We start from the raw sequence: 20,267 nt of genomic DNA, 5'->3' as shown, positions 1-20,267 counted from the left end.
ACCCTCCCCCCGCTCCGCACGCGCGGACTCCGAAGAACCGGGGAAGGCCACGGCCGAGGCCGGCTCGTGACCGGCCAGCCGGCCTTCGGCCTCAGCTTCGACCCCCGGGCCCTGACCGACCTGCTCCAGGCCCCTGGCGACATCCGCGACCTCGCCCTCGCCCAGCTTCAGGACGTCGTCAACGCCGAGCTGCGCGGCGGCAAGCTGGCCGGCGACTTGGAGGGCTACCGCAAGGTCTACGTCGACTCGCGCAACGCCTGGCGCATCGTCTACGCCCAGCGCCCCGCCCCCGCTGGCTCAGCCCACCACGCGGAGATCCACGTCGTCGCCGTACGGCAGCGCGCCGGATACGACGTCTACGACACCGCCCGGGCCCGCCTGGGCATCACCCGACGTCCCATGAGCACGCGCACTCATGCCGCCCGTGCCCGCTCCCCGCAGTTGGGCACCCACCAGCCTCAGCCGAAACCGGGTCCGCCGTACGCGATGCCCGGCCTGCCCCAACCGGCAAGCACACCCACCCTGTCGAAAGGCCCCGTCCGTTGACGACGTCCCCCACCCTCCTCGCATCGCTCGTCACTTGCCTGCTGGAGGACGAACCGCCCCAGGAGACCCCGCGCCACCGACGGCTTGTGGACACCATCCTCGAGATCCAGCAGCTCGACCAGCAGATCCTCGACTCCGTCGACACCACGCCCACCAGCGTCGGCCCCTTCGGTGACCTGGTGGACTTCACCCACCTTCTCCTCGCTCGCATGCTCGCCGGCGACGAGCTCCGGCAGTTGCTGTTCTCGCCCTGCTGCTGCCCCGCCCCCGCGACAGCGAAGGGTGCCCCCGCGGACGCCGACGCGCCGCACCTGAGCTGGCCGGAGCCGCCGGAGAACATCGCGCACGCGCGCCTGAAGGTCTTCGCCCCACTCGCCCTCGCTGGCGCCGTCCACCTCTACCTCCTCGTCCAGCACCGTCCCGCCCAGATGGAACGGCACGAAGAGCCCAGCCACACCGCTCCCATCACAGCTAGTCGCGCCGCAACTGCCCGGGAATCGGTGCCGGTTAGCGATGTGGCAGCGGATGCCACCGATCAAGTGACTCAGCCCCAAAAGCGGTCCGCCGGACGGCCCGGCCCCCAGCCGAGCACCACGTTGGAACAGGCCATCGAGATCGGCCGCACCGCACCGCTGGGACGCGGCGGCCGCGCATCCCGTCGTCACATCGAGAAGGCCATCCGTGACCAGGGCCTCCGCATCGGCCGTGACCGCCTGGACAAGACCAAGGACTTCCTCCAGGACGAACTCGACCGAGCCCGTGCCGACGCCGCATAAGCCCAGCCCTGTCCACAAGCTCCACCGTTCGCTCCGGAAACTCCTGGGGCAAACTCCACTTCCCCTTCCTTCCAGCCCTCTGCGAGACCGTCCCTGCTGAACCACCCCGCCGTTCATCGAACACGTCCGGCACGGGAAGCGGACTGGCACTTGATCGATGCCCTCCACCGACAGTGCTCCCTGGAAAATCTCCTGCGCCGCTGGGGCCGCACCCGCGTCACCCGACGTCATGCCGAACGCCTGCTGGAGCACAACGCCTGCTGGATCAGCCTCGACAGCGCCAGCCGCCCTCTCGCCCTGACCTCCGTTGGGTGGCTCAGCCAAGAAGTCGGCGTTGTCGACCTCGGACCCCCAGATCGCTGACGCCCACCAGAACCACGGCATCGGTACCGCCCTGGCCCAGCACGTTGCCGATCATGCCCGCAGTCGCGGCGCCCACACCCTGACCATGCACACCGACGCGGCCAACACACCGATGCTTCACCTCCTGCGCCGCCTCGGCCTCTCTCAGCACGTACGGGACGGCACCCGCATCGACGTCCGCGTCCCCCTGGGCACCGTGCCGTGAAACCCGTCCCAAGGAGCACCTGCAGTTCATGTCCACCACCCGCGCGCCCACCCCAGCCAGAAAGGCATTGACGGCGCTCGATCACCGCATCGAGGCCGCCACGGCCTTCAGCGTCGATCAGCTGTGGGATCACCGTGACCGCGGTCTGCTCGATGAGGCGCGCGCTTGCCTGGCCGACGCCCACCGCGGCCTCGCCCAGGCGGAGACGTCCGTGACCTTCTACCGAGTCCTGCTGCACCGCCTGTCCTCCGGCGATTTTCCCGTCGACCAGGCACTGTTCGCGCGCATCGACCGCACCGTCGACCAGCTGGAGGACGCCGCCAGCACCCGCGACGAACACGAACGGTCGGTCCTGGCCGCCTTGGAGCCCATCGAGGCGTCCGCGCGCACGCAAGGCCCCGCGTCGATCCAGCAGATGACGCCCCCGGATGTCGCCGCCCTCCTGGCCATCACCCAGGGTGCCAAGCTGCACGAACATCTGCTCACCCAGCGGTTGTCGGTCGTCACCGCCTCAGGAACCCGCGTCTCCTACAGCCAGCTCCAGCGCCTGGAGGAAGCCGGCCTTGTCCAGCGGGACACCTCCCACCCGGTCCACGCCGGGCAACCCGTCACCCTCACCGACGTCGGCCGCGCCGCGCTGGCCGGGTCCCGCCGCACGAACCCGACCGCCGTGCCCGCCCACCGGGCCGGGACCTGGCCGCAGACCCCCGCCGCTGACGCCCGCGGCACCACCGGCGCCGCCCGCCGTCACTGACACGAAAGCCCTTATGCCGCACGACGAACCCGACTTCCTGCGCCTCGACGGCTACGAAGCCGATACCCCACAGGCCGAGGAACGGTTCTGGCAGCACATCGCCGGCGAGCAGGACATGCTCACCGTGCTGGCCGAACACCACACCGACGATGCCCGGCACAGCTTCTACGTCCTCCACAACGGTGCCGTCACCTGGGGCATCCCGGGCGAGCCACAGATCGTCGCCCTCCACCTGCAACGCGACGTCGAGGCCCGCACGTTCCGCTTCGAGCACGCCGAACTGCCGCTGCCGACGATGGCCCAGTCCTGGCTCATTGCCCGCGGCTGCCCGAAGGAGAAGATCCGCCTCCCGGACGGAATGGGCACGCGCCCCGCCGACGAGGCAACCCGTGCCCTGCAGGAGCGGTTGATGAACGATGGCGACCACTTCGCCCTGCTGACCAGCTACACCGACGACACCTCGGACCGGCCGGAGACCATGGTGCTCCTGCGTGCCCTGGACGAGCGGGCACCCCTCCCCTTCCGCGTCCTGCTCGAGGAGGCCGACCTCGACGCACGGACGCATACGCTGCGCGAAGGAGGCTTCGCCACCTTCGAGGCTGCCACCCAGTGGTGGGAGAACCACTTCGACGGCGACACCGCCGCCGCCCTGCCGGCTACTTCGCCGCCCACGCGCCATAGCCCTCTGCCCACGGCGCCCGCACGTCCTGCGCCGGCCGCACCACCGCGTGGCAGAGGCCGTTGACGATGCGGGCCCGCTCGTGCCCTGTGGCTGCCGCCGGGAGCGCCGGCCTCCGCGCGAGGGCCGGAACATAGCAGGCAATCCCCGGTTAGCGAAACCGGGAATTCTCCGCACTCTTGTATTCACCCCGCATGGCATCGCCTCGGGGCGTGTTTCCGTATTCCCTCACCTGCCTAAAGGCTAACTCGCCATGCGCTCACCCCGAATAGCTGTCTGTACCGCTGTACTCGGCGCATTGTTTCTTCCTCTTGCCTCTGCTACGACCGCCAGCGCAGCGTCCGCCGCCGCGCCGACTGCGGCGGCCGTTGACTGCCACCGGCCCGGACCTTGGGTGATCGACGCCAAGGCAGTCACCATTCGCTCCCAGGCGACCACGAAGTCCACTGCCGTCGGCGTCCTGTACCGGGGCCAGAAGATCACCGTGCGCAAGACCAGCGGGAACTGGCACTACATCACTGACCGGACCACGGGCGTTACAGGCTGGGTATCCGGCACCTACGTCTACCGGGACGTCTACATGTGTTTGGACTAATTCCCCAGCCGTAGCCGCCCTGGCTGCCATGGAGGGAGTTCCACCGAGGCAGACCAGGCCCGTCCCGTTTCCGGAAATCTCACCGTGAGGAGCTGGCTGTGCCCGACGACGCCGATGACGTGATGGGCGTCATCACCCAGCAGATCGAGGCCCGATTCCAGATGAGCCTGCCTGAGCTGCGCCAGGGCGTCGCGGCGGCCCCGCACGCCAACCAGCAGGCGACCGAAGTCGTCCACTGGCACGGTCTGTTGTCGCAGGCCCAGGCGGCGCTGGAGCGAGCCGAAGATGCTCTCGTCGCCACTCTCGCCCAAGACCCCGTGCCGCTCGATGACCCGGCCATGGATCTCGCCCACCAGGTGAACGCGGCCGTCACAGCCCGGGACGGTCGCGCCATGGTCGTGCGCTTCCTCCTCGATCCGGCCGCACCGGGCAAGCACGGCCCCGGAACCTGGCGTGGCGCCATGGCCACCGGTCGGCGACCGGCCCTGCAGACCAGCCCGCCCATGCGTCCAGCCACCGCGGCTATCCCGGTCCGGGGAGCGGCACGGTGAGCGTGACCACCAAGCCCAGCAGCCAGGACCGCCGACTCGAGGACACCTTCGGTGCCGCCATCGGCGTGCTGTACGAGAGGGCGGCCGCCGAGGAGGCGTCGGCGGCGTTGCGGCGCGCGCTGGAGCTGCGCGGTTTCCTGGCCCTCGCCGAGGAACAGGTCGCTCGGGTCCGCGACCGTGTCCACCAAGCGATGGGCCCCGACCGTGACATGGGCGAGCTGTCCGCTGACGACCTGCGGATGGACGCCCAGTGGCTGGAGGCGGCGCTGGACGCCCGCGACGGATTCCGCATCGCCCTGGACGAGCTCCTGCGCACCATGCCCCCTGTGGCCACCGGCCTCCCGCGAGCCGTGCAGGTCACCCAGTCGAAGATCACCACCGCCCTTCCCCCGGCTGCCCCGGCATCCCCGCGAGCCGGGGCGGTCCGGGCCCGCAGACCCTGAAAGGGGGCTGATTGCCGCCCACCACGTCCCAGACCGTCACCGAACGTATCGAAGCGCTCTACGGGCAGCCGCTCGACACCCTCATAGCGCACGCCGAGGCCACTGTTGGCGACAGCATGCTGGCCGCCCTCCTCGGCAGCCTTGCCAACCTCGCCTTCGCCGAGCGGAACATCGAATTTCAGCTGGACCGTCTGCGGCAATTCACTGAGCCGGGCCGCGAGATCGGCCGCTCCGACGCCGGTCACATCCTCGACTGTGCACGCCGCATCACCGAATCCGTCGCCGTACGCGACGCCCATGCCAAGAGCGTGAGCGCGGTCCTCGCGAGCTTGCGCCGCCTGCCCGCCCGGGACACCAAGGCCCCGGCGGCCTCCCCGCCGCAAGTGCCGGCCTCCGCGACACCTGCTACTGCTCGGACCCGCTGACCGCTCAGCCCCCCTTTGCTTCAGGAGCTCCCCCCTTGACCACCACCGGTCTGCCCCGCACCACCCCCACCGACCTCTCCCGTGTCACCGAGACGTTGGAGATGCTCGCTCCGCGCTGGAGCGTCTGGGTGCTGATGACGCTCGCCAACCAGCCGCTTCGCTACGCGGAGATCAAGCCGAAGCTGCCGTGGCTCGCCGACGGCCAGCTCCACCCCAGGCTCCGCAAGCTCACCGACGTCGGCCTCGTCGAGCGCACCGAATACGCCCCCCGGCACGTCACCTACGGCCTCACCGACCGCGGCACCGAGCTGATGCCCGCCTTGACCGTGATCGCCGCCTGGGGCAACACGCACCTGGAGAAGGACCTGGTGCCCAACCCGAAGACCGGCGAACTCGAGCCCGAGCGCATCGCGGCCGCCGACAACATCGAGGACGCCCTCCTCATGCTCAGCCCCCGCCACGCCACCCCTCTCCTGTGGGCGCTGAAGGCGCGCGGCGCCACCAGCCCCAAGGCCCTCGCCGCCGACGCGATGCCGGGCTACAACCTCAGCGCCGTCTACCCGCCACTGCGCCAGCTCATCGACGACGGCCTCGTCGAGGTCACCGGTGAATCGACCTTTCAGCTGTCCGCTCAGGGCCACGCCCTGGCCCCGGTCTACCGCGCTCTCTCCGCGTGGGCGGCAGGACGCCCCCTGTCCGACGCCACCACCCACCCGGTGTGGAAGCAGGCACCAGACCTGTCGCAGGCCCGGACAAGGGCATGGATTACCCACCAGTCACGTGTGCCGGCGCTCCCGGCACCGGCCCCCTCGGTCCCGGCGCTCCCGGTGACGCAGCGACCGGGGGCCACGTGGCAGCCGGGCGACCTCTTCTCGCACCAGATACCCGCCCGACCGAACGCGGCTCCGTCCGCGGGAGGCCACCACCGGTGATCACCACTCCGACGCTCACCGCCGCACAGGTGACCCGCGCCGTCACCGTGCTGTCCCACCCGGGCCTGATCCGGCTGGTCACCGAAATCGACGACTACGGCCCCGTCAACCGCCGCATGCTCGGGCGGACCTTCGCCGACCTCATGCGCCACCAGATCCGTCACGCTCTGGACATCGGACGTGCCCACCAGCTCGTCCGCACCGGGCACCGTAGCGAACCGTGCTACCTGCTCACCGGCCGCGACACCGACCTGGCCGACGTCTACGACACGGTCGCGCGCTGGGCCCGCACCCAGCAGTTCCCCACGCCGGCCAGCGACTTCGTCACCCGCGTCCAGCAAACCCTCACGCTGCTGAGCCACGAGTCGGTCCTGGGCCTTATGACTGGGGAGACCAGCGACCCGCAGCCGTCACGACAGATCATGGACGCCGGGCTGTTCCCCAACACGGACGCGGTGACCAGCCTTCACTGGCCGTGGGCGGCAGTATCTGCATGGATCCGCTCAAACCCGTCCGTCCTCACGGCCCGGACCCGCCGTTCCACCGTCGCAACGGTTGAGGCGGAGCGCGCCCGTTGATCCCTGGCTTCCGACCGCGGCATGCCCGCCGCTCGGTCCACGGCGTGGTGCGCGGTATCTACCTGCCGCGCACCGCCGACGCCGCCGCCTTCGCCATGACGACGTACGGCATTCCCTTGCTCGTGCTGGCCACCACCGACTCGGCCGCGCTCACCGGGCTGGCGTTCGCCCTGGAGTGGATTCCCCGCCTTTCGGCGTTCGCCCTCGCCGGCGCGATGGTCGACCGCTACGGCACCACACGCGTCCTGCGCTACGCCTCGGTGGCCCGGGCCCTCGTGGTGCTGCTCGCCGCACTCGCACTCCCCGCCCAGTCCGCAGGACCCACGGCGACGGTCGTCGTCATGCTGCTGGCCGCCAGCACCGGCGTGCTCACCGAGTTCAGTTACATCGCGGCCGAGACTGCGGGCGCCGCCGCCAGCCGTGAGGCCGGCCAGCGTGCACACCATGTGCAGACCGTGCTCCTCGGCATCGATCAAGTCGCTACCCTGGCCGGACCCGCGCTCGCCGCCGTGCTGCTGCAGCACACCGGCGCCTCCGGCATGCTCGCCACCCTCGCCTGCTTCTCCCTGGCCGGAGCCGCCCTCACCCCACGCCGGTCTCACCAGGTGGCAGACGAACCGCTGCCGGTGATCAAGGGGCTGCGGACCGGGTGGGAAACCCTGCGGTCCCTGCCGGCCCTGGCCTGGCTGGTGACGGGCATGACACTGGCGAACCTGGGGATCGGCCTGGTACAGGCCGCCGCCCCGGTCATCGTGGTCCAGCATCTTGGGCACCCCAGTGCCTCCGTCGGCCTGATCTGGTCAGCCGCCGCCCTTGCCTCTCTCCTGGCCATCGCCGTGTGCCGGACCGCGATCGACCGGTACGGGCTGTGGGCCGTGGGCGCCACCTCGGCCGCAGTGGTCACCGGCGCCGGCCTGGCGGTCGCCACCGCTCACAGCTACACCACCTACCTGATCTTGATCGCCGTCCTCATGGCCGGCGAAGGCGGCATGTCCGTGGTCCTGCGCACCCTGCGCTCCCACCTCATCCCGCCCGACGCCTTCGGCGCCACCCTCAGCCTGACCATCCTGCTCTTCCTGCTGCCCTTCCCCCTCGCCGGCCTCATAGTCGCCCTCACCCCCGGCCCCGCGCTGAACAGCGTCATCACCGCCTGCGCCGCCGTCCAGACGGTCGGGCTCGCCCTCACCTTCGCCCGGCTGCGGACCCTCCCCGGGCTGCACACCGCGAAGGTCCGACAACCCGGCACCCAGCAGTGCAGCTGACCGGCCGCCGCTACCGCCCCCGCGTCCACGGCCCAACCCCTTGTAGGTGCTCATGTCCGACCCCGACCAGATCGACGGAGACGTCTACGTCTCCCCGCGCTACCTCGCCGGCAGCACGTTCACCGGCGACCCGGCCCTCGATCCCCTGCTCGCCCTCGACTGGGACATGCACCGCGACGAGGACGGCAACGTCTACCTCACCTCACCCGACAGCAAAATCCGCCTGGGCTACCTGCCCGAAGGCGAGGACGACGGGCTGTGGCGGATCTCCGCCTACGACGATGCCTTCGCACAGCCGCACTGGGGCGTGTGCTTCAACAACATGGCACCCACCGAGTTCGTCACCGCCTTCACCACCGCCCTGGCCCAGGCGTACACCGACGGCCCCGACGCCTACCTCACCGGCCGGAGGCCGACCGGCCGCAAGGCACCGGCATTCGACGCCGTTGTGCCCCTGATCAACCACGGCTGGAAACCGCAGCCCCCGCGCGGCGGCGTCATGGAGCTGAAGAGCCCCGACGGCATGGCCGGCCTGGAGTACGCCACCGGCCAGCTCGACCCCGGCCGCGAGCTGACCACACCGGAAGCCCGTTGGTACATGTGGGGCGGACCGGCCAGCGCCCGCTGGTACGCCACAGCCTCCTCCCACACCCCTGTCCACCTGGTCACGGCGATCACCACGGGCGTCTGCGACCCGGCTCCGCTGCCGCGCTGGAACAACGCGATGCCCCGCTCCTTGCGTCAGGCCGCCCAGCTCACCCCCATCACGCCGCCACCACCTACCCCGCTCGACGTGCGACGCAACGTCGCCCGCCGCCCACCGGCACTAGTCGCCGTCAGCATCCCGCGCTGGAGCACCGCCTCCCGGCCACCCACTTCTCCCACGACCCGAAACGGCGTCGGCCCACGCCGCTGACCCCCACCCTCCTCCGCCGGAAGGCCCTTGTCCCATGTCCCTGCACGCAGACCAGTTCTTCACCGAGCACCTCGCGCTGCCCTTCAACGACAGCATCGTCGTCGGGAATACCTACTACGCCACCCCCACCCCCGGCTCCGCCCTACGCCTGCGGATCGACTTCACGCCCACCATCCGCCACGGCGAGTACGACGGCCTGCGGCTGCAGGTGATCCATCCCGAGCAGGGGATGGTGGACAACGCGGTCCTTGCCTTCGCCGATCACGACACGTTCACCCGACGGGATGCCGTCCGCAAAATACATCCCGGCTACGACGGATACGCCCGCATTCGTGACTGGCACCGCGCCGGCGAACTGCCCTGGAAGGGAGCCGACGTCCGCGGACTGCGCCGCGCGATCGAACAGTACGCGCAGGTGTGGTTCCCCGGTGCCGTCACGGCCTCCGCTCCGCCGCGCACACCGCCTGCGCCGACCACTGGTCGGCCACCGGCCGCACCAGCTGGCCGCCCGTCTCGCGCCCGCTGACCCACCAGCCGCCGCTGAGGACTTGCCCATGCCGACCGACCCCTTCACCAACCTCGCCCCGGATCAGCAGGTGAAGGTCCTGCCCCGCCACCTCGCCGGCCCCGGAACAGTCGACCTCCGTACGGTCTGGCCCTTCCCCGAGGACTGGTCCTTGCACCAGACCGACGCAGGGGCAGCCCTCGCCACCAGCCCCTGTCTACGGTTGTTCACCGGCCTGGTCCCCGACCCCGACAGCCCCCGCAAGGGGAAGTGGACCGTCACCGCGAACCGCGCCCCGTTCGGCCCCGCGGCCTGGCAGATCACCTTCGACGCCACCACCCCCGTCGAACTGCTCCACGACTTCCACGCCGAACTGCTCGACCTCTACCTCGAAGGCCGCCACAGCGACACCGACTGGCTGCTCGACGACGACACACCAGCGCAGGAGGCGTATGCACTGCTACTCGCCCGCAGCTGGAACCACCAGGTCAAGACCGACGGCACCCAGTTCTTCCGCGACCCCGACGCCCTCGGCGTCGTCCAGCACCGATACGCCATCACCAGCACCGACTCACCGACCTGGTCGGCCTGGGGCGGATACCCGAGCGAGCCCCACTGGCGCGCACGGTTCTCCCACGGCACGCCTACCACCCTGGTCGCCGCCTTCACCGCATCGCTGGCCTCCACGGAGCCGGTGAGCCGCACCGTGAAGGACCTCCCGCTCCACACCCGCCACCACGTCTACATCGCGGCGACAACCCCGGCCAAGCAGATGCCTGCCGCTTCACCGATCGCCTCGCCGCCGGCGCTCCCCGGGCCGAGCCGGGCCCGCTGACCACCCTCACCACCGGGCAGCCCTGCCCCTTCCCCGGAAAGTCCCTACTTGCACACTCATTCCGTCTGCTATCTCCCTGCCGCGGCCCTCACCGTTGCCGCTGCTGTCACCGGCACCCTCGCCTGGGCCCCGACCGCCACTGCCCACACCGCAGAACCCACCCCGACCGCGACGGCCCCCGCGAGCAACGCGCCGGACACGCCGACCGGGGGTGTCCAGATCCGCAAGAAGGACCCGAGCGGAGCCGTCCTGGGGGGCGCGCAGTTCAGCCTCCTCAACACCATCAACGGAACGAAGGCCCTCCAGGGAACGACCAACAGCGAAGGAATCCTGCGCTTCGAAGGCGTCACCCCCGGGGTGTACCGCCTCAAGGAGACATCTACCGGAAGTTCCCTCCACGAGCTCGTCCCGGACCAAGACGTCATCGTCACCGCCGGCCAGGACGCGCCGCTGACGATCATCGACCCGTTCAAGCCTGCCGACCTGACCGTCAAGAAGACCGACAAAGCCACGGATAAGCCACTGGCCGGCGCCGTCATCAGCGTCGCGCCGACTGACAAGGGCGATTCGGTCACGCTGACCACGGGCAAGGACGGCACAGCCTCGGCCAAGCTCCCCGTCTTCTCCCGCACCGGCACCGAGTACACCGCCACGGAGACCAAGGCCCCTGCCGGCTACCAGATGGACGCCAAACCGGTGAAGCTCACCGCGAAGCCCGGCGCGCCGGTCGCCGTCACCCTCACCAACACGGCGACAGGCCAGACGACCAAGCCGCCTGCCACCCCGCCCGCCTCGCCGGAGGCGGCCACCCCGAGTAAGCCGTCGGCCAAGCCGACGCCGGATCAGCCCGCCGAAGCCGGGACCGCTCCCTCTCCGTCCGCCTCCAGTACACCGCTCGTAGACGAGGCCGCTGCGAGCCCCGCGGCGCCTGGGCCCGAAGGCTCGCTCGCCCACACTGGTGCCGACGCCACTCCGTGGCTTCTCGGCGGTGCTGGCGTCCTGCTCGTCGCTGGCGGAGGAGCGGTCATCGCCGCACGTCGACGTCGTACGGACGACGAGAGCGACGACCACCGTGCTGAGAGCTGACATAACCTGACCAACCGCTGACAAGGCCCCCGGGATCCACGCACCCCGGGGGCCGTCGCATGCCCTGCCGCAGGACCTACCGACTCGTCGATGCCCCTGACCAGGTACCAGTTGATGATCGCCGTTCGACAGGCAATCGGCGCATGCTCACGCGGATCAAGCATCGAGTCGAATTGAGCGATGACGGGCTCGCTGTCGACTGATCAGTCCCCGCTCTTCCAGCCGGATCAGGTGATACGCCACGGATGAGGTGCTCGACAGGCCCACCTGTTGGCACAGCTCCCGGATCGTCGGCGCCTCACCCCACTCGGCGATGTACTCCCGCACGGCACGCAGAACGCGGCCCTGGGCCTCAGACATGTCCGTCACCGGACCGCCGCGAAGCCAGCGGCGCGGGCCTGGCGGCGGAGCTCAACTCGAGCTGCCGATGGCCGGTCGGCTGATCGCCAGAACGGGTGGCTGGCGAGGCGGCACGAGAGGGCGATCAGGTTCCGTCTCAGTCGGGTGGTGTTGGCTGCAGCGGGTCGCAAGGCGAGAGTCTCGTAGGTGTGGACCCACTCGCCATCGAGCTGCACAAGATCATTTGGGAACAGCGTTTGCGGCATGCCTGAAAGTAGAGCACGTGTTCGATTTTCTGGGCATATTCAAGCTGGCTGTGTCACTGAGTCGATATGCCCCTTCTTGTCAGTCTTTAAGTAATTAGTCTCAATGTGTTTGATTGATGCTGGGAGATGTTTTGTGGCAAACCGCCGATGGTCGTGCCACGCGCGCAACATCTGCGCGTGCTCCTCGGCCTGCGACCAGCCGCCGCCCCGCTCTCCGCCCGCTATTCCCATAGGCTCCACGCTATCGACATGTGATCTCGGAGTGCACGCGTTTCAGCACGTGAACCTCGGGCCCGCAGCGCCCTGAACGATCTACTGAAGAGCCGTCGCCCGACTCGTTGAACACGTCTCAGGCGAGGTCATTCATGCCGCGATCGCAGGGAATTCTGGCTCGCCAGCGTCAGCATCTTGCGGGTCGGCGGCGCCGAGAAAACGAGAGCCGGACGGCTGCTGAGGGTGTGGTTGACCGGCGGCTGATGACAGTTCGCCTCTGGCAGACGGGAATGAGTCCGAAAGGACTGGCCAACGCTTCCACCGCATGTCAACGTAGACGCCTTCCTGGAAAACCCCAGGTCAGAGAGGGGATAGACCCATGGCTGTGGATGTAGCCCGCCCCGGATTCTCAACGACCACCGAGGCACTGTGCCTGCGTCAGTGGAGGCTGGGCCCCGGACAGCCGACGTTGGTGACCGATCAATTCGGCACCGAAAGGTTCAACCTGATCGTGGACGACCGTGCCGACGTTCACGTCGGCAGCAAGGACGGCCGTTTCTACCTCGGCTGGTTCCCCACCGGCCGGCCCGGCACCGACGGCGAGGGCTGGAGACTCGCCGTCACTGGTACCGCCAATATCCCCGGCTACCAGGTCTCCTTCGGCATGGAGACCCCCGCCGAGGTCGTTGCCGCCGCAGTGGCCTGCGTCTTGGCCACCTCCCGGCCCGTGTGAGGGCACGGCGCGTGCTGACCGGGACGGCCTGGCCGCTGGCTCACATCACATCACGTCACCGGACTCCCGGCCCGTTGTGAACGCTAACGGTCATTACCACCGACGCCTACTTTGGCTCCCGTCCGTGCTTCCGCACCGCGTGACGCCCTCTGTTCGCACGCGGCTCGCATCCTGCCTCTTTGGACCACCCCAGCCCTTACTGCAAGGAGAACCGAGTTGACCGCGCACATGCCGGAGATGACGGTCGGCGAACTGATCGACTGCCTGTCCGCCTGCGATCGCGACGCGACGGTACGCCTGGCCATCAACCCGTTCTTCCCGATGGCCCACCAAGTCGCTGGCGTCATCGCCTGCCGGGATGAGACCGGGCGGCCGGTGGTCTTCATCGCCGAGGACAAGAAGGCCGAGCAGCACGGACACCTTCCGCCCGAAGCCGCCGTCAGGCTCACCTGGCAGAAGCCCGTCGACGCTCCACAGCGCAGGCGACGCGGGACCATTCGTCCCACCGATAGTGGCCAGTGAACACCCCGACGCTCCGGAGGCGCCCTGAACCCGCACTACCCCTTCGACTCGTCCATTCCGAGTTCCGCCGACCCGGCGTACTGGGTCAGTCCGCGCCACCTCGCCGGTGATGACGGCCGCTTGGCCGAGGAGATCGGCACCCTCCTCACCGGCGCCGACTGGAGGAACTGGCCGACTGCCCGCGACACCCTGCTCTACGTGAGCCCGGATGAGATGCGCGGCGCCGAATGGATTCTGGCCAGTTACCCCTTCGAGCTCGGCGGGCTGCCCGTGGCGTGGCAGGTCTCGGCTCGGGCCCACGCCGCCAGCGCCATGACGGAGTGGAACGCGTACTTCACCACCGGCACCCCGCACGAGGCGCTGGCCGATTTCCTCCTCGCCCTTGATGCCCGTGCTGAACCGGACACCTGCTTCGACGGGCCCGAGACGGTGCTCGCCGCGCTGACCGCCCAGGGCTGGATCCGAGACATCGACCGCCCCACCACCACGGCCACGGACCCATCCTTCACCTCCAGCGTCTCGCTCGAGCCGCTGCCCGACCTCGTCCACGACGCCGACCCGCGCCCCGACTTGGCTGGCTGGCAGGCATGGGCGGAACCGGCCTTGGGGGAGCCCTATCTGTGGTGCGCGACCTTCAGTGCCAGCGTCCCGCACGACCTCGTCGCCGCTTTCGCCTCCTCGCTCGCCTCACCGGCTCCCGTCCTGCGGCACACGCTGCCCGAGGGCGCGGAGGGACAGCTCACCGTCATACCGCCCAGCTGAGAAGCTGTCCTGCATCCTCGGCGAAGCACCCCAGACATGACGTGAGGTCCGCGCCAGTTGATCGGCGCGGACCTCACCCCGCTACATGTGCGCGCCGTTGAGACACGCGCGAGACCGGACGCGCTCACGCGTCCGGTCTCCATGGCTTTCCGCGGATCGTCCTGCTCGCTGATGCCCCTGTCGATCCCTCACACGGGTGACATCCAGAAGCGAGACAGCTTCTGAACTTCCACCTGAGGAATTACGTGAGCGTCCACAAGCAGTCCTTTGCCGTCATCCGGGAAGCCTCCGCCCCGATCAGAAGGCCGGCACGACGTTGATGGTGAAAGGCTGTTGGTCGTTGGCTTGGTTCTTGTCGTCGGGGCTGCGCACCTCGACCCGGCCGCCTGTCAGTACGCCGACGGGCACGGTGGTGGCGAGCCTGACCGGGATGTTGGCGGTTGCGCTGTCGTACGCGGCGAGCCCTGCCGGGAAGGGGCAGCGCACCCGGCGGCCGTTCGCGAGCACCTTGCACTCCTCAGGGAAGAACGGCGCCTCCGCCGTGACCCCGTCCGGCAGGGTGACATCCACGATGAACGGCGACGCTGTCGTCTCCGGGCCCTGGTTGGCGACGAAGCCGCGCACCTCCGTGGTGCCGCCAGGTGCGGCGGCGTCCGGGTCGATCCGGACCACCTCAAGGTCGGAGTTCGACGGCTTGGCCGCTTCGGCGGTGGTCATCGGCACGAGGGTGGCCAGCAAGGCTGCGCCGGCCACCAGCGCCCGGCGGCGGGCACTGGAGCGGCGGACGATTGTGCGGATCATTCCGGTTCACCTCTGCTCAGGTGTGAGTGCGCCTCATGCAGGCGGGGCGCCTTCCCCTGGGGTCATCGTCCACGCCCGGCCGCCACCGCGCCCCCTCGCCGGCCGCTATCATCCGATCAGGTGAGAACCACCGCCGTCAGCCCTCTGATCAGCACGAACACCCTCAGGCAGTCCTGAACGGGTGTTCCCGGGGCAGCGGAGGCTGCCATGACTATCCCGCTCGGCCGCCGGGCAGCCGCTGCCCGGAAGCGGGCCACGTCGTTGCGCTGAATGAGTGAGCGCCGCGTGTGGTACCACCGGCTGCAGCCCGCCTTCGGGCTGGGGTGCTTCGCCGAGGATGCGGGACAGCTTCTGATATCCGGAGATCGCACCGCTGGTCGGCATACCGCGCGGAGCCCACGCCGCCGTCGCTTCCCGCGACGGCGGCTTTCCGTTTTCCCCTTCGGGCGCAGACAGTTGCGGCGCTCGAATGACCAATGCCCCTGCTGCCACCCTCTCGGGTGGCAGCAGGGGCATTGTCGAGCTTGGGCGGGGTCAGCGGGCGGTCTGGGCCTTCTTGAGGGCCTTGTCCAGGTGTGTGTCGACCAGGCCGGGTGATCCGGCGAGGACCACGACGGTCGTCCCGGTACGGACGGCTGTCTGCTTCACCACGGTGGTGCTCCCGCTGATGGTGAAGGTGAGTAGCTGGCTCCACTGCTCATCGCCGAGCCTGGGCGCGGCGACTTTCTGCGTGCCCATGTCGATGGGGGTGCTGCCCACCACGACTTGATATGTGGGGCAGGACGCCATGGCGTCGAAGATCTGTCGGGTCCTCTGCGACGCTTGGGCCTCGGTGTCGCTGTAGAGCTCCTCGGAGATCTCCGAGTCGCTGCTGCCGGTATAGGTGAAGGATGCCTTCGCCTTGTTGGGGAAGTCCAGGGAGCCGCCGGCCGCCGCGTCGCCGCCCAGCTTCTCCAGGGCGGGGCAGCCGGTCACGGTGACGTCGTCACGATCGGAGGTGCTCTCCGGCTTGCGGGAGTAGCCAGGGCCAAGGTCGGTCTCGTCCAGCAGGCGCTCACTCAGAGCGCCGGAGGCCAGAGGGACCGCCGCGGTCGGCTTGGTGTCCGTGCCGTTCTTCCGCTCGGCCGAGGACAGCGAGGCGGCGGCGTGGCCGGGGGAGCGGTGGCTGCTGGAGCAGCCCGGCAGTGTGAGGACGGTCAGGGCGGTCAGGCCGAGGACAGCGGCGGTGGTGCGAAGGCGCATGAGGTGACCCCTGGGGTGTGCGGAAGGGCTGACTGCGGGCCGGACCGAGAGAGGTTCGGCGAACGGTGGGGCGGGGGTCAGTGGCCGAGGTGGTTCAGGCCGTCTTCAAGGGTGGGGTGCCACCCGTTCATCGGGCCCGAATTGCGGTTGTACCAGGCCGCGTCCAGCTGGGGCTCGAGCGTCTCGTGGCCGGCGCGGCAGCGCAGCCATACCTCCTCGCGGACGCTCAGCAGGATCCAGTCGCGGTATGCGCCGCACTGTGGGCAGGAGCGGACCTCGCCGTCGATGATGAGCGGCTTGTCGTAGCGCATCATCATCCCGGCGATCTCGTCCCGGGAGGGCACCCGTAGGTCCGGCGGCAGGAAGTCGTCCACCTCTGCCGCCGGAGCGCTGACCGGGTCGGCGGGCATCGGTATCGACGCCGAGGCGGGGGCCTCGGGGAAGGGCGACTCCGGGTGCGCCTGGAGCCATTGCGCCGTCTGCTGCTGGATTTCGCGCAGTTCCTGTATGGCGCGCTTGCGGCCGAACATCCCGTCTCCCTCACGTCGTCCTCGTGGGCCGCACCGAGCGTGCCCCACCCCCCTGACCTGCTGCAACTCACAAATTCCATAACTCACCTGCGCCCCCGACGCTGGTCGGTACGGGCCTCGGCTGTGCGGTCAGCCCGCGGTGCGGACGGCACCGGGGCGCGCCGGTCGTTCAGGGGGGTGGTGGAGGCGTCGGCGGGCAGGTCGGCCATGCGGCGCAGCCGCCACACGAGTACCTCGCTGACCGACTCGGCGGTGTCCAGCTCCCGGCGGGCGGCTGCTTCGGTGAGCAGGGTGATGGGGTCGTGGCCGGCGGCTTCAGCATCGGCCAGGGTGGCGGCCAGTGCGTACCAGCCCGGCTCGGCGAGCACCTGCTCGGCGAGGTGGGGCAGGGCCGTTCGCACGGTGGCTGCGTGCCGCCGTTGCAGGGGCTGGGTGAGGTGGCGGCCCCGCTGGTGGAGAACGGCCATGGGAGTCCCGGCGGCTGCCCGGTAGGCGGCGCGCAGGTGCTCGGCGGCCTGGCGGGCGGCGGCGGCCTGCTGGGCGTGCTCCTTCTTCCCGTGCCAGTGGGCGGCGGCGATGACGAGGAAGAAGGCCATGTCGATCAGCATCGCGGTGGTGGCCCCGTCCTCCCCGCGGCCGAGCGCTGGCCCGCTGTAGACCAGGTCGCGGGCGGCCTGCCGCAGGGCGCGGTCGTGGCCCCGCTCGGCCCGGATGTGAGAGCGGGAGGCCCGTTCGAAGGCGACGGCGGCTTCGCGTAGCTGCTTGCGCGTGTGGGCGGCGGAGGTCTTGGCGAGAGCGTCCAGGACCTCGCCGGCTGCCGCGATCTGGGCAGCGACCGCGGCGTCGTCGCCGTGGTCGATGATCAGCACGGCCTGCCACGCGGCGGTGGCCGCACAGCGCCGTGCGGACGCCGGATTGTTCGCGACCCGACGAGGCTCTCGGCGAGGCGGCGCCTCGTTGTCCTGGTCTTGTTCCGCATCGGCGGCCCAGCGTTCGCGGATGCGGGGCAGCGACAGGTCCGGGGCGAGCTTGGACCCCGAGTAGAAGACCGGATCTCCGGCCTTGTTCCGGTCGTCGGGCAGCGCGACGGTGTAGCCGAGCAGGTCACCGGAGGGGGCGATACGCCGCCGGATGAGCAGGCCAGCGGCGGCCAGCCGGTCGAAGAACTCCTCATCGCTGCTGGCGCCGGCGACGGCGCGACGCACGGCCTCCCGCAGGTCCTCGCGTGGCGTGCGCTCCCGTTGCTGCCGTTCGGCCTTGTGGCGTTCGGCGCTGGTCGGCCGCTGAGCGGCGGTCCCGTCACCGACACTGAGCAGCCTGAGACCGTAGTCGGCCTCGATGAGACGGGCTTCGGCCTGGGCGCGGCCCGCGTCGTTGTAAAGGCGGGGCCGTCGGCCGTCCTCGCGGACGAGGGTGGCGATGATGTGGATGTGATCGTCAGCGTGGCGGACGGCCGCCCACCGGCACCCGGCGTCGTCGCCGCTGGGGGCGATACCGGTGGCCGCGACCATGCGCCGGGCGATCTCGCCCCACTGCTCGTCGGAGAGGACAGGGTCCTCTGGCGCGGCGCGGACCGACAAGTGCCAGACATGCTTGGCCAGGCGGCGGCGCTCGGCGAGGGCCTCGACCGGCTGGTCGAGGAGCTGTTGGAGATCCGCGTACGTGGCCTGCGGGTCGCGGCCAGGGTCCGGGGCCAGGCTGTCCCAGGCCGCCACCAGGTGCGGGTCGACATGCTCCTCGTGCGTCCCGGGCCCGTACAGGTAGTACAGCAGGCCAAGGGTGCGCGTGCCGCGTTTGTGGACTCTGGGGATCACGCGGCGCGGCTCTGGTCATCCAGGTAGTGCTGGGTGAAGGTCTCGACGCGCTTCGCGGCGCGGTGGACGGCGTCGAGGACGGCGCGGGTGTGCGGGACGTCGGCGCCGGCGTTGGTGGCCCTGGCCACCTGGTTGAGGTTGTTGCCGATCTGGCCGAGGTGCCGGCGCACGGCGAACAGCTCGGTGAGCACTTCGCGTTCGGTGGCGATCTCGGCGGCGGTGCGGTCGAGGTCACGGGCGGCTTTGAGCGCGGCGTGCGCGAGGAAACTCGCGACGCTCATGCGGCAGGCGGACGCGGCGCGGACGAGGAGATGGTACTCGTCGTCGTTCATGCGGCAACTGGGCTGGCGCATACGCTTGTTCTCGTCGCGTAGGCGCTCACGCTGGCGCACAGGCGACTTCGGCAGCGCGGCGTGCACGCAGTGCGCGGTGCGACAGGTGTGCTGCTGGTCCCCTCCCGGATGCGGTCCGCCCTCGGCCGCATCCGGAAGGACCGGCACCCCCTGGTGCCGGTCCGCCCCCGCCACTCCTGGGGCGGGGGAGGCAAGAGCATTGCTCCCAGCGGGAGCAATGCTCTTGCAATAACTTGCTCGCGCCGAGGTCGAGTTAGACGCCGACTCACCCGGCGCGGGGGCGGCGGTCGTGTTCGGATTCGTCATCGGATACGGGTCCTGATCGTGCGGATTCTGTACTGGATGCCGGCGGCGAGGTCGACCATCGCGGCTGGTCCATCGGCCACGAGGACCGGCACGTCGGGCGTGTGCTGGACGAACCACTGGCCGTTCGGGGCCCGGACAGCGGCGTGCAAGAGTCCGTAGCGGACCAGGACGTCCGCCCAGGCGCTTGCCTCAGCGTCGCTCACCCCGGTCGTGCACGGGTTTCGAGAGTGGATGCGAGAGGCCCTTTCGTTACGGGCGGCGGCCCGGCGAGGTGCCGGGCCACCGCATCCAACCAGGTCAGGATTAGGCGGATGACCTACGTCTTTGCGGACTCAGCCGCATTGCAGGCAGCGATCGACGTGCCGGCCGAGGGCCCTGGCCATGCTCCGTTTCACCGCGAACGCGTTCCTCGCGCTCGTCTTCGCTGGCGCAGTGCCCGGGTTCCGCTCGGCGTAACTGCGCAGGAAGCGGATGTCCTGCTCGTAGCCGGCCTTGATCCGGGCGAAGCGCTCACAGGTCTTCATCGGGCACTGCTCCTCGTCGTGGTGTTGCCGGCGGCCTCGCGGCGCAGGCGCTGCAGGATGGGTGTAAGCCGGTCGTTGCGGATAGCGATGTCCTGGGCGCGCATGATCTTCCGCAGCTGTACGCGGGTGACCTCGCTGTTGCCGTCACGCTTCAGTACGGCGGGGACGTGGGGACCCAGGCGCTGGACGATCTCGTCCTCCGTCAGCTGCCGCGACCGCTTACCCGCGCTGCTTCGGGACCGATCCCCGGTCCCCGTCGCAGAACGGTCCCCAGTCCCCGTCTCCGAGCGGCTCCCGGTCCCCTTCGTCGAGCGGCCCCCGTACTCGTGCGTCCCCGCCGTGTCGCCAGGGACCGCGTCGGCTTGGTCCCCGCCCTTGCTCATGGGGACCGGGTGGGGACCGTCCCCTGCC

27 protein-coding genes are annotated in these 20,267 nt (G+C 69.9%); 19 read left to right on the top strand and 8 right to left on the bottom strand.

From position 1 onward, the window contains the following. Nucleotides 1-66: 66 nt before the first annotated feature. The 16 genes from K6I33_RS13760 to K6I33_RS13685 all read left to right on the top strand — a co-directional run bounded on the left by K6I33_RS13760 (nucleotide 67) and on the right by K6I33_RS13685 (nucleotide 11,451). Nucleotides 67-546: a type II toxin-antitoxin system RelE/ParE family toxin gene (locus K6I33_RS13760; RefSeq protein WP_229351474.1), complete on the top strand. Its 480-nt coding sequence runs from the start codon at nucleotides 67-69 to the stop codon at nucleotides 544-546. Then, a complete protein-coding gene (locus K6I33_RS13755; protein ID WP_229351470.1) occupies nucleotides 543-1,322 on the top strand; it encodes a hypothetical protein in 780 nt (259 codons plus the stop codon). The genes K6I33_RS13760 and K6I33_RS13755 overlap by 4 nt, the downstream gene beginning before the upstream one ends. 334 nt (nucleotides 1,323-1,656) lie before the next feature. Next, nucleotides 1,657-1,890 (top strand): GNAT family N-acetyltransferase, encoded by a 234-nt coding sequence (locus K6I33_RS13750; protein WP_229351468.1) that lies wholly within the window; start codon nucleotides 1,657-1,659, stop codon nucleotides 1,888-1,890. A 28-nt stretch (nucleotides 1,891-1,918) separates the two neighbouring features. Continuing rightward, nucleotides 1,919-2,644 carry a hypothetical protein gene (locus K6I33_RS13745; protein WP_229351465.1) on the top strand — a complete coding sequence of 242 codons (726 nt, stop codon included), beginning with the start codon at nucleotides 1,919-1,921 and terminating at the stop codon, nucleotides 2,642-2,644. 13 nt (nucleotides 2,645-2,657) lie between these two features. Further along, nucleotides 2,658-3,389, top strand: coding sequence for a hypothetical protein (locus K6I33_RS13740; protein ID WP_229351462.1), 732 nt, complete (start codon nucleotides 2,658-2,660; stop codon nucleotides 3,387-3,389). A gap of 328 nt (nucleotides 3,390-3,717) precedes the next feature. Continuing rightward, entirely contained in the window at nucleotides 3,718-3,918 is a 201-nt protein-coding gene (locus tag K6I33_RS36320) for an SH3 domain-containing protein (protein WP_308297151.1), read from the top strand. Between the two features lie 98 nt (nucleotides 3,919-4,016). Next, nucleotides 4,017-4,469, top strand: coding sequence for a hypothetical protein (locus K6I33_RS13730; RefSeq protein ID WP_229351458.1), 453 nt, complete (start codon nucleotides 4,017-4,019; stop codon nucleotides 4,467-4,469). Continuing rightward, nucleotides 4,466-4,912: a hypothetical protein gene (locus K6I33_RS13725; protein ID WP_229351456.1), complete on the top strand. Its 447-nt coding sequence runs from the start codon at nucleotides 4,466-4,468 to the stop codon at nucleotides 4,910-4,912. The genes K6I33_RS13730 and K6I33_RS13725 overlap by 4 nt, the downstream gene beginning before the upstream one ends. A gap of 11 nt (nucleotides 4,913-4,923) precedes the next feature. Beyond that, nucleotides 4,924-5,337, top strand: a complete 414-nt coding sequence (locus K6I33_RS13720) for a hypothetical protein (RefSeq protein ID WP_229351454.1) — start codon at nucleotides 4,924-4,926, stop codon at nucleotides 5,335-5,337. Between the two features lie 35 nt (nucleotides 5,338-5,372). Beyond that, nucleotides 5,373-6,269 (top strand): helix-turn-helix domain-containing protein, encoded by an 897-nt coding sequence (locus K6I33_RS13715; RefSeq protein WP_229351450.1) that lies wholly within the window; start codon nucleotides 5,373-5,375, stop codon nucleotides 6,267-6,269. Then, nucleotides 6,266-6,847 (top strand): hypothetical protein, encoded by a 582-nt coding sequence (locus tag K6I33_RS13710; RefSeq protein ID WP_229351447.1) that lies wholly within the window; start codon nucleotides 6,266-6,268, stop codon nucleotides 6,845-6,847. The genes K6I33_RS13715 and K6I33_RS13710 overlap by 4 nt, the downstream gene beginning before the upstream one ends. Nucleotides 6,848-6,891: 44 nt before the next feature. Beyond that, nucleotides 6,892-8,109, top strand: coding sequence for an MFS transporter (locus K6I33_RS13705; RefSeq protein WP_229351444.1), 1,218 nt, complete (start codon nucleotides 6,892-6,894; stop codon nucleotides 8,107-8,109). A gap of 52 nt (nucleotides 8,110-8,161) precedes the next feature. Then, a complete protein-coding gene (locus tag K6I33_RS13700; RefSeq protein ID WP_229351442.1) occupies nucleotides 8,162-9,025 on the top strand; it encodes a DUF317 domain-containing protein in 864 nt (287 codons plus the stop codon). Nucleotides 9,026-9,059: 34 nt separating this feature from the next. Continuing rightward, on the top strand, nucleotides 9,060-9,551 hold the full coding sequence (locus K6I33_RS13695) for a hypothetical protein (RefSeq protein WP_229351436.1): 492 nt from the start codon (nucleotides 9,060-9,062) through the stop codon (nucleotides 9,549-9,551). Between the two features lie 28 nt (nucleotides 9,552-9,579). Further along, a complete protein-coding gene (locus K6I33_RS13690) occupies nucleotides 9,580-10,365 on the top strand; it encodes a DUF317 domain-containing protein (RefSeq protein WP_229351433.1) in 786 nt (261 codons plus the stop codon). A 48-nt stretch (nucleotides 10,366-10,413) separates the two neighbouring features. Then, nucleotides 10,414-11,451, top strand: coding sequence for a SpaA isopeptide-forming pilin-related protein (locus K6I33_RS13685; RefSeq protein WP_229351429.1), 1,038 nt, complete (start codon nucleotides 10,414-10,416; stop codon nucleotides 11,449-11,451). A 156-nt stretch (nucleotides 11,452-11,607) separates the two neighbouring features. Here K6I33_RS13685 and K6I33_RS13680 read toward each other — a convergent pair whose 3' ends face one another. Beyond that, nucleotides 11,608-11,811, bottom strand: coding sequence for a LexA family transcriptional regulator (locus K6I33_RS13680; protein WP_229351427.1), 204 nt, complete (start codon nucleotides 11,809-11,811; stop codon nucleotides 11,608-11,610). A gap of 837 nt (nucleotides 11,812-12,648) precedes the next feature. On the opposite strand from K6I33_RS13680, the gene K6I33_RS13675 reads away from it, so the two are divergent. The 3 genes from K6I33_RS13675 (at nucleotide 12,649) to K6I33_RS13665 (ending at nucleotide 14,286) form a co-directional block, all read left to right on the top strand. Continuing rightward, entirely contained in the window at nucleotides 12,649-13,002 is a 354-nt protein-coding gene (locus K6I33_RS13675) for a DUF317 domain-containing protein (protein WP_229351425.1), read from the top strand. 216 nt (nucleotides 13,003-13,218) lie between these two features. After that, nucleotides 13,219-13,524 carry a hypothetical protein gene (locus tag K6I33_RS13670; protein ID WP_374284385.1) on the top strand — a complete coding sequence of 102 codons (306 nt, stop codon included), beginning with the start codon at nucleotides 13,219-13,221 and terminating at the stop codon, nucleotides 13,522-13,524. Between the two features lie 54 nt (nucleotides 13,525-13,578). Next, nucleotides 13,579-14,286: a DUF317 domain-containing protein gene (locus K6I33_RS13665; protein ID WP_374284400.1), complete on the top strand. Its 708-nt coding sequence runs from the start codon at nucleotides 13,579-13,581 to the stop codon at nucleotides 14,284-14,286. A gap of 297 nt (nucleotides 14,287-14,583) precedes the next feature. Here K6I33_RS13665 and K6I33_RS13660 read toward each other — a convergent pair whose 3' ends face one another. The 7 genes from K6I33_RS13660 to K6I33_RS13630 all read right to left on the bottom strand — a co-directional run bounded on the left by K6I33_RS13660 (nucleotide 14,584) and on the right by K6I33_RS13630 (nucleotide 19,856). Continuing rightward, on the bottom strand, nucleotides 14,584-15,087 hold the full coding sequence (locus K6I33_RS13660; protein WP_229351421.1) for a hypothetical protein: 504 nt from the start codon (nucleotides 15,085-15,087) through the stop codon (nucleotides 14,584-14,586). Nucleotides 15,088-15,621: 534 nt separating this feature from the next. Then, entirely contained in the window at nucleotides 15,622-16,329 is a 708-nt protein-coding gene (locus K6I33_RS13655; RefSeq protein WP_229351419.1) for a hypothetical protein, read from the bottom strand. 77 nt (nucleotides 16,330-16,406) lie between these two features. Further along, a complete protein-coding gene (locus tag K6I33_RS13650) occupies nucleotides 16,407-16,859 on the bottom strand; it encodes a hypothetical protein (RefSeq protein WP_229351417.1) in 453 nt (150 codons plus the stop codon). An 83-nt stretch (nucleotides 16,860-16,942) separates the two neighbouring features. Next, nucleotides 16,943-18,673, bottom strand: coding sequence for a relaxase/mobilization nuclease domain-containing protein (locus tag K6I33_RS13645; protein WP_229351415.1), 1,731 nt, complete (start codon nucleotides 18,671-18,673; stop codon nucleotides 16,943-16,945). Next, the gene (gene mobC / locus K6I33_RS13640) at nucleotides 18,670-19,026 is read right to left on the bottom strand and encodes a plasmid mobilization relaxosome protein MobC (RefSeq protein WP_374284379.1); all 357 of its coding nucleotides are present in this window, start codon (nucleotides 19,024-19,026) and stop codon (nucleotides 18,670-18,672) included. Before mobC ends, K6I33_RS13645 begins: the two co-directional genes overlap by 4 nt. A gap of 302 nt (nucleotides 19,027-19,328) precedes the next feature. Beyond that, entirely contained in the window at nucleotides 19,329-19,535 is a 207-nt protein-coding gene (locus K6I33_RS13635) for a hypothetical protein (protein ID WP_229351411.1), read from the bottom strand. Nucleotides 19,536-19,664: 129 nt separating this feature from the next. Then, entirely contained in the window at nucleotides 19,665-19,856 is a 192-nt protein-coding gene (locus K6I33_RS13630) for a hypothetical protein (protein ID WP_229351408.1), read from the bottom strand. Between the last annotated feature and the right edge of the window lie 411 nt (nucleotides 19,857-20,267).

It is taken from the genome of Streptomyces sp. UNOB3_S3, assembly GCF_020740895.1.
In the GTDB taxonomy this organism is placed as follows: Bacteria; Actinomycetota; Actinomycetes; order Streptomycetales; family Streptomycetaceae; genus Streptomyces.
Note: the sequence above shows the minus strand (reverse complement) of the source record. Positions and strands in the feature narration are given on the sequence as shown.

Excerpts from the sequence above, each read along its gene's own strand:
- K6I33_RS13630 (WP_229351408.1), bottom strand. The coding sequence starts at position 19,856 with ATGAAGACCTGTGAGCGCTTCGCCCGGATCAAGGCCGGCTACGAGCAG.
- K6I33_RS13690 (WP_229351433.1), top strand. The coding sequence starts at position 9,580 with ATGCCGACCGACCCCTTCACCAACCTCGCCCCGGATCAGCAGGTGAAG.
- K6I33_RS13740 (WP_229351462.1), top strand. The coding sequence starts at position 2,658 with ATGCCGCACGACGAACCCGACTTCCTGCGCCTCGACGGCTACGAAGCC.
- K6I33_RS13675 (WP_229351425.1), top strand. The coding sequence starts at position 12,649 with ATGGCTGTGGATGTAGCCCGCCCCGGATTCTCAACGACCACCGAGGCA.
- K6I33_RS13655 (WP_229351419.1), bottom strand. The coding sequence starts at position 16,329 with ATGCGCCTTCGCACCACCGCCGCTGTCCTCGGCCTGACCGCCCTGACC.
- K6I33_RS13700 (WP_229351442.1), top strand. The coding sequence starts at position 8,162 with ATGTCCGACCCCGACCAGATCGACGGAGACGTCTACGTCTCCCCGCGC.
- K6I33_RS13745 (WP_229351465.1), top strand. The coding sequence starts at position 1,919 with ATGTCCACCACCCGCGCGCCCACCCCAGCCAGAAAGGCATTGACGGCG.
- K6I33_RS13695 (WP_229351436.1), top strand. The coding sequence starts at position 9,060 with ATGTCCCTGCACGCAGACCAGTTCTTCACCGAGCACCTCGCGCTGCCC.
- K6I33_RS13650 (WP_229351417.1), bottom strand. The coding sequence starts at position 16,859 with ATGTTCGGCCGCAAGCGCGCCATACAGGAACTGCGCGAAATCCAGCAG.
- mobC (WP_374284379.1), bottom strand. The coding sequence starts at position 19,026 with ATGCGCCAGCCCAGTTGCCGCATGAACGACGACGAGTACCATCTCCTC.
- K6I33_RS13680 (WP_229351427.1), bottom strand. The coding sequence starts at position 11,811 with ATGTCTGAGGCCCAGGGCCGCGTTCTGCGTGCCGTGCGGGAGTACATC.
- K6I33_RS13660 (WP_229351421.1), bottom strand. The coding sequence starts at position 15,087 with ATGATCCGCACAATCGTCCGCCGCTCCAGTGCCCGCCGCCGGGCGCTG.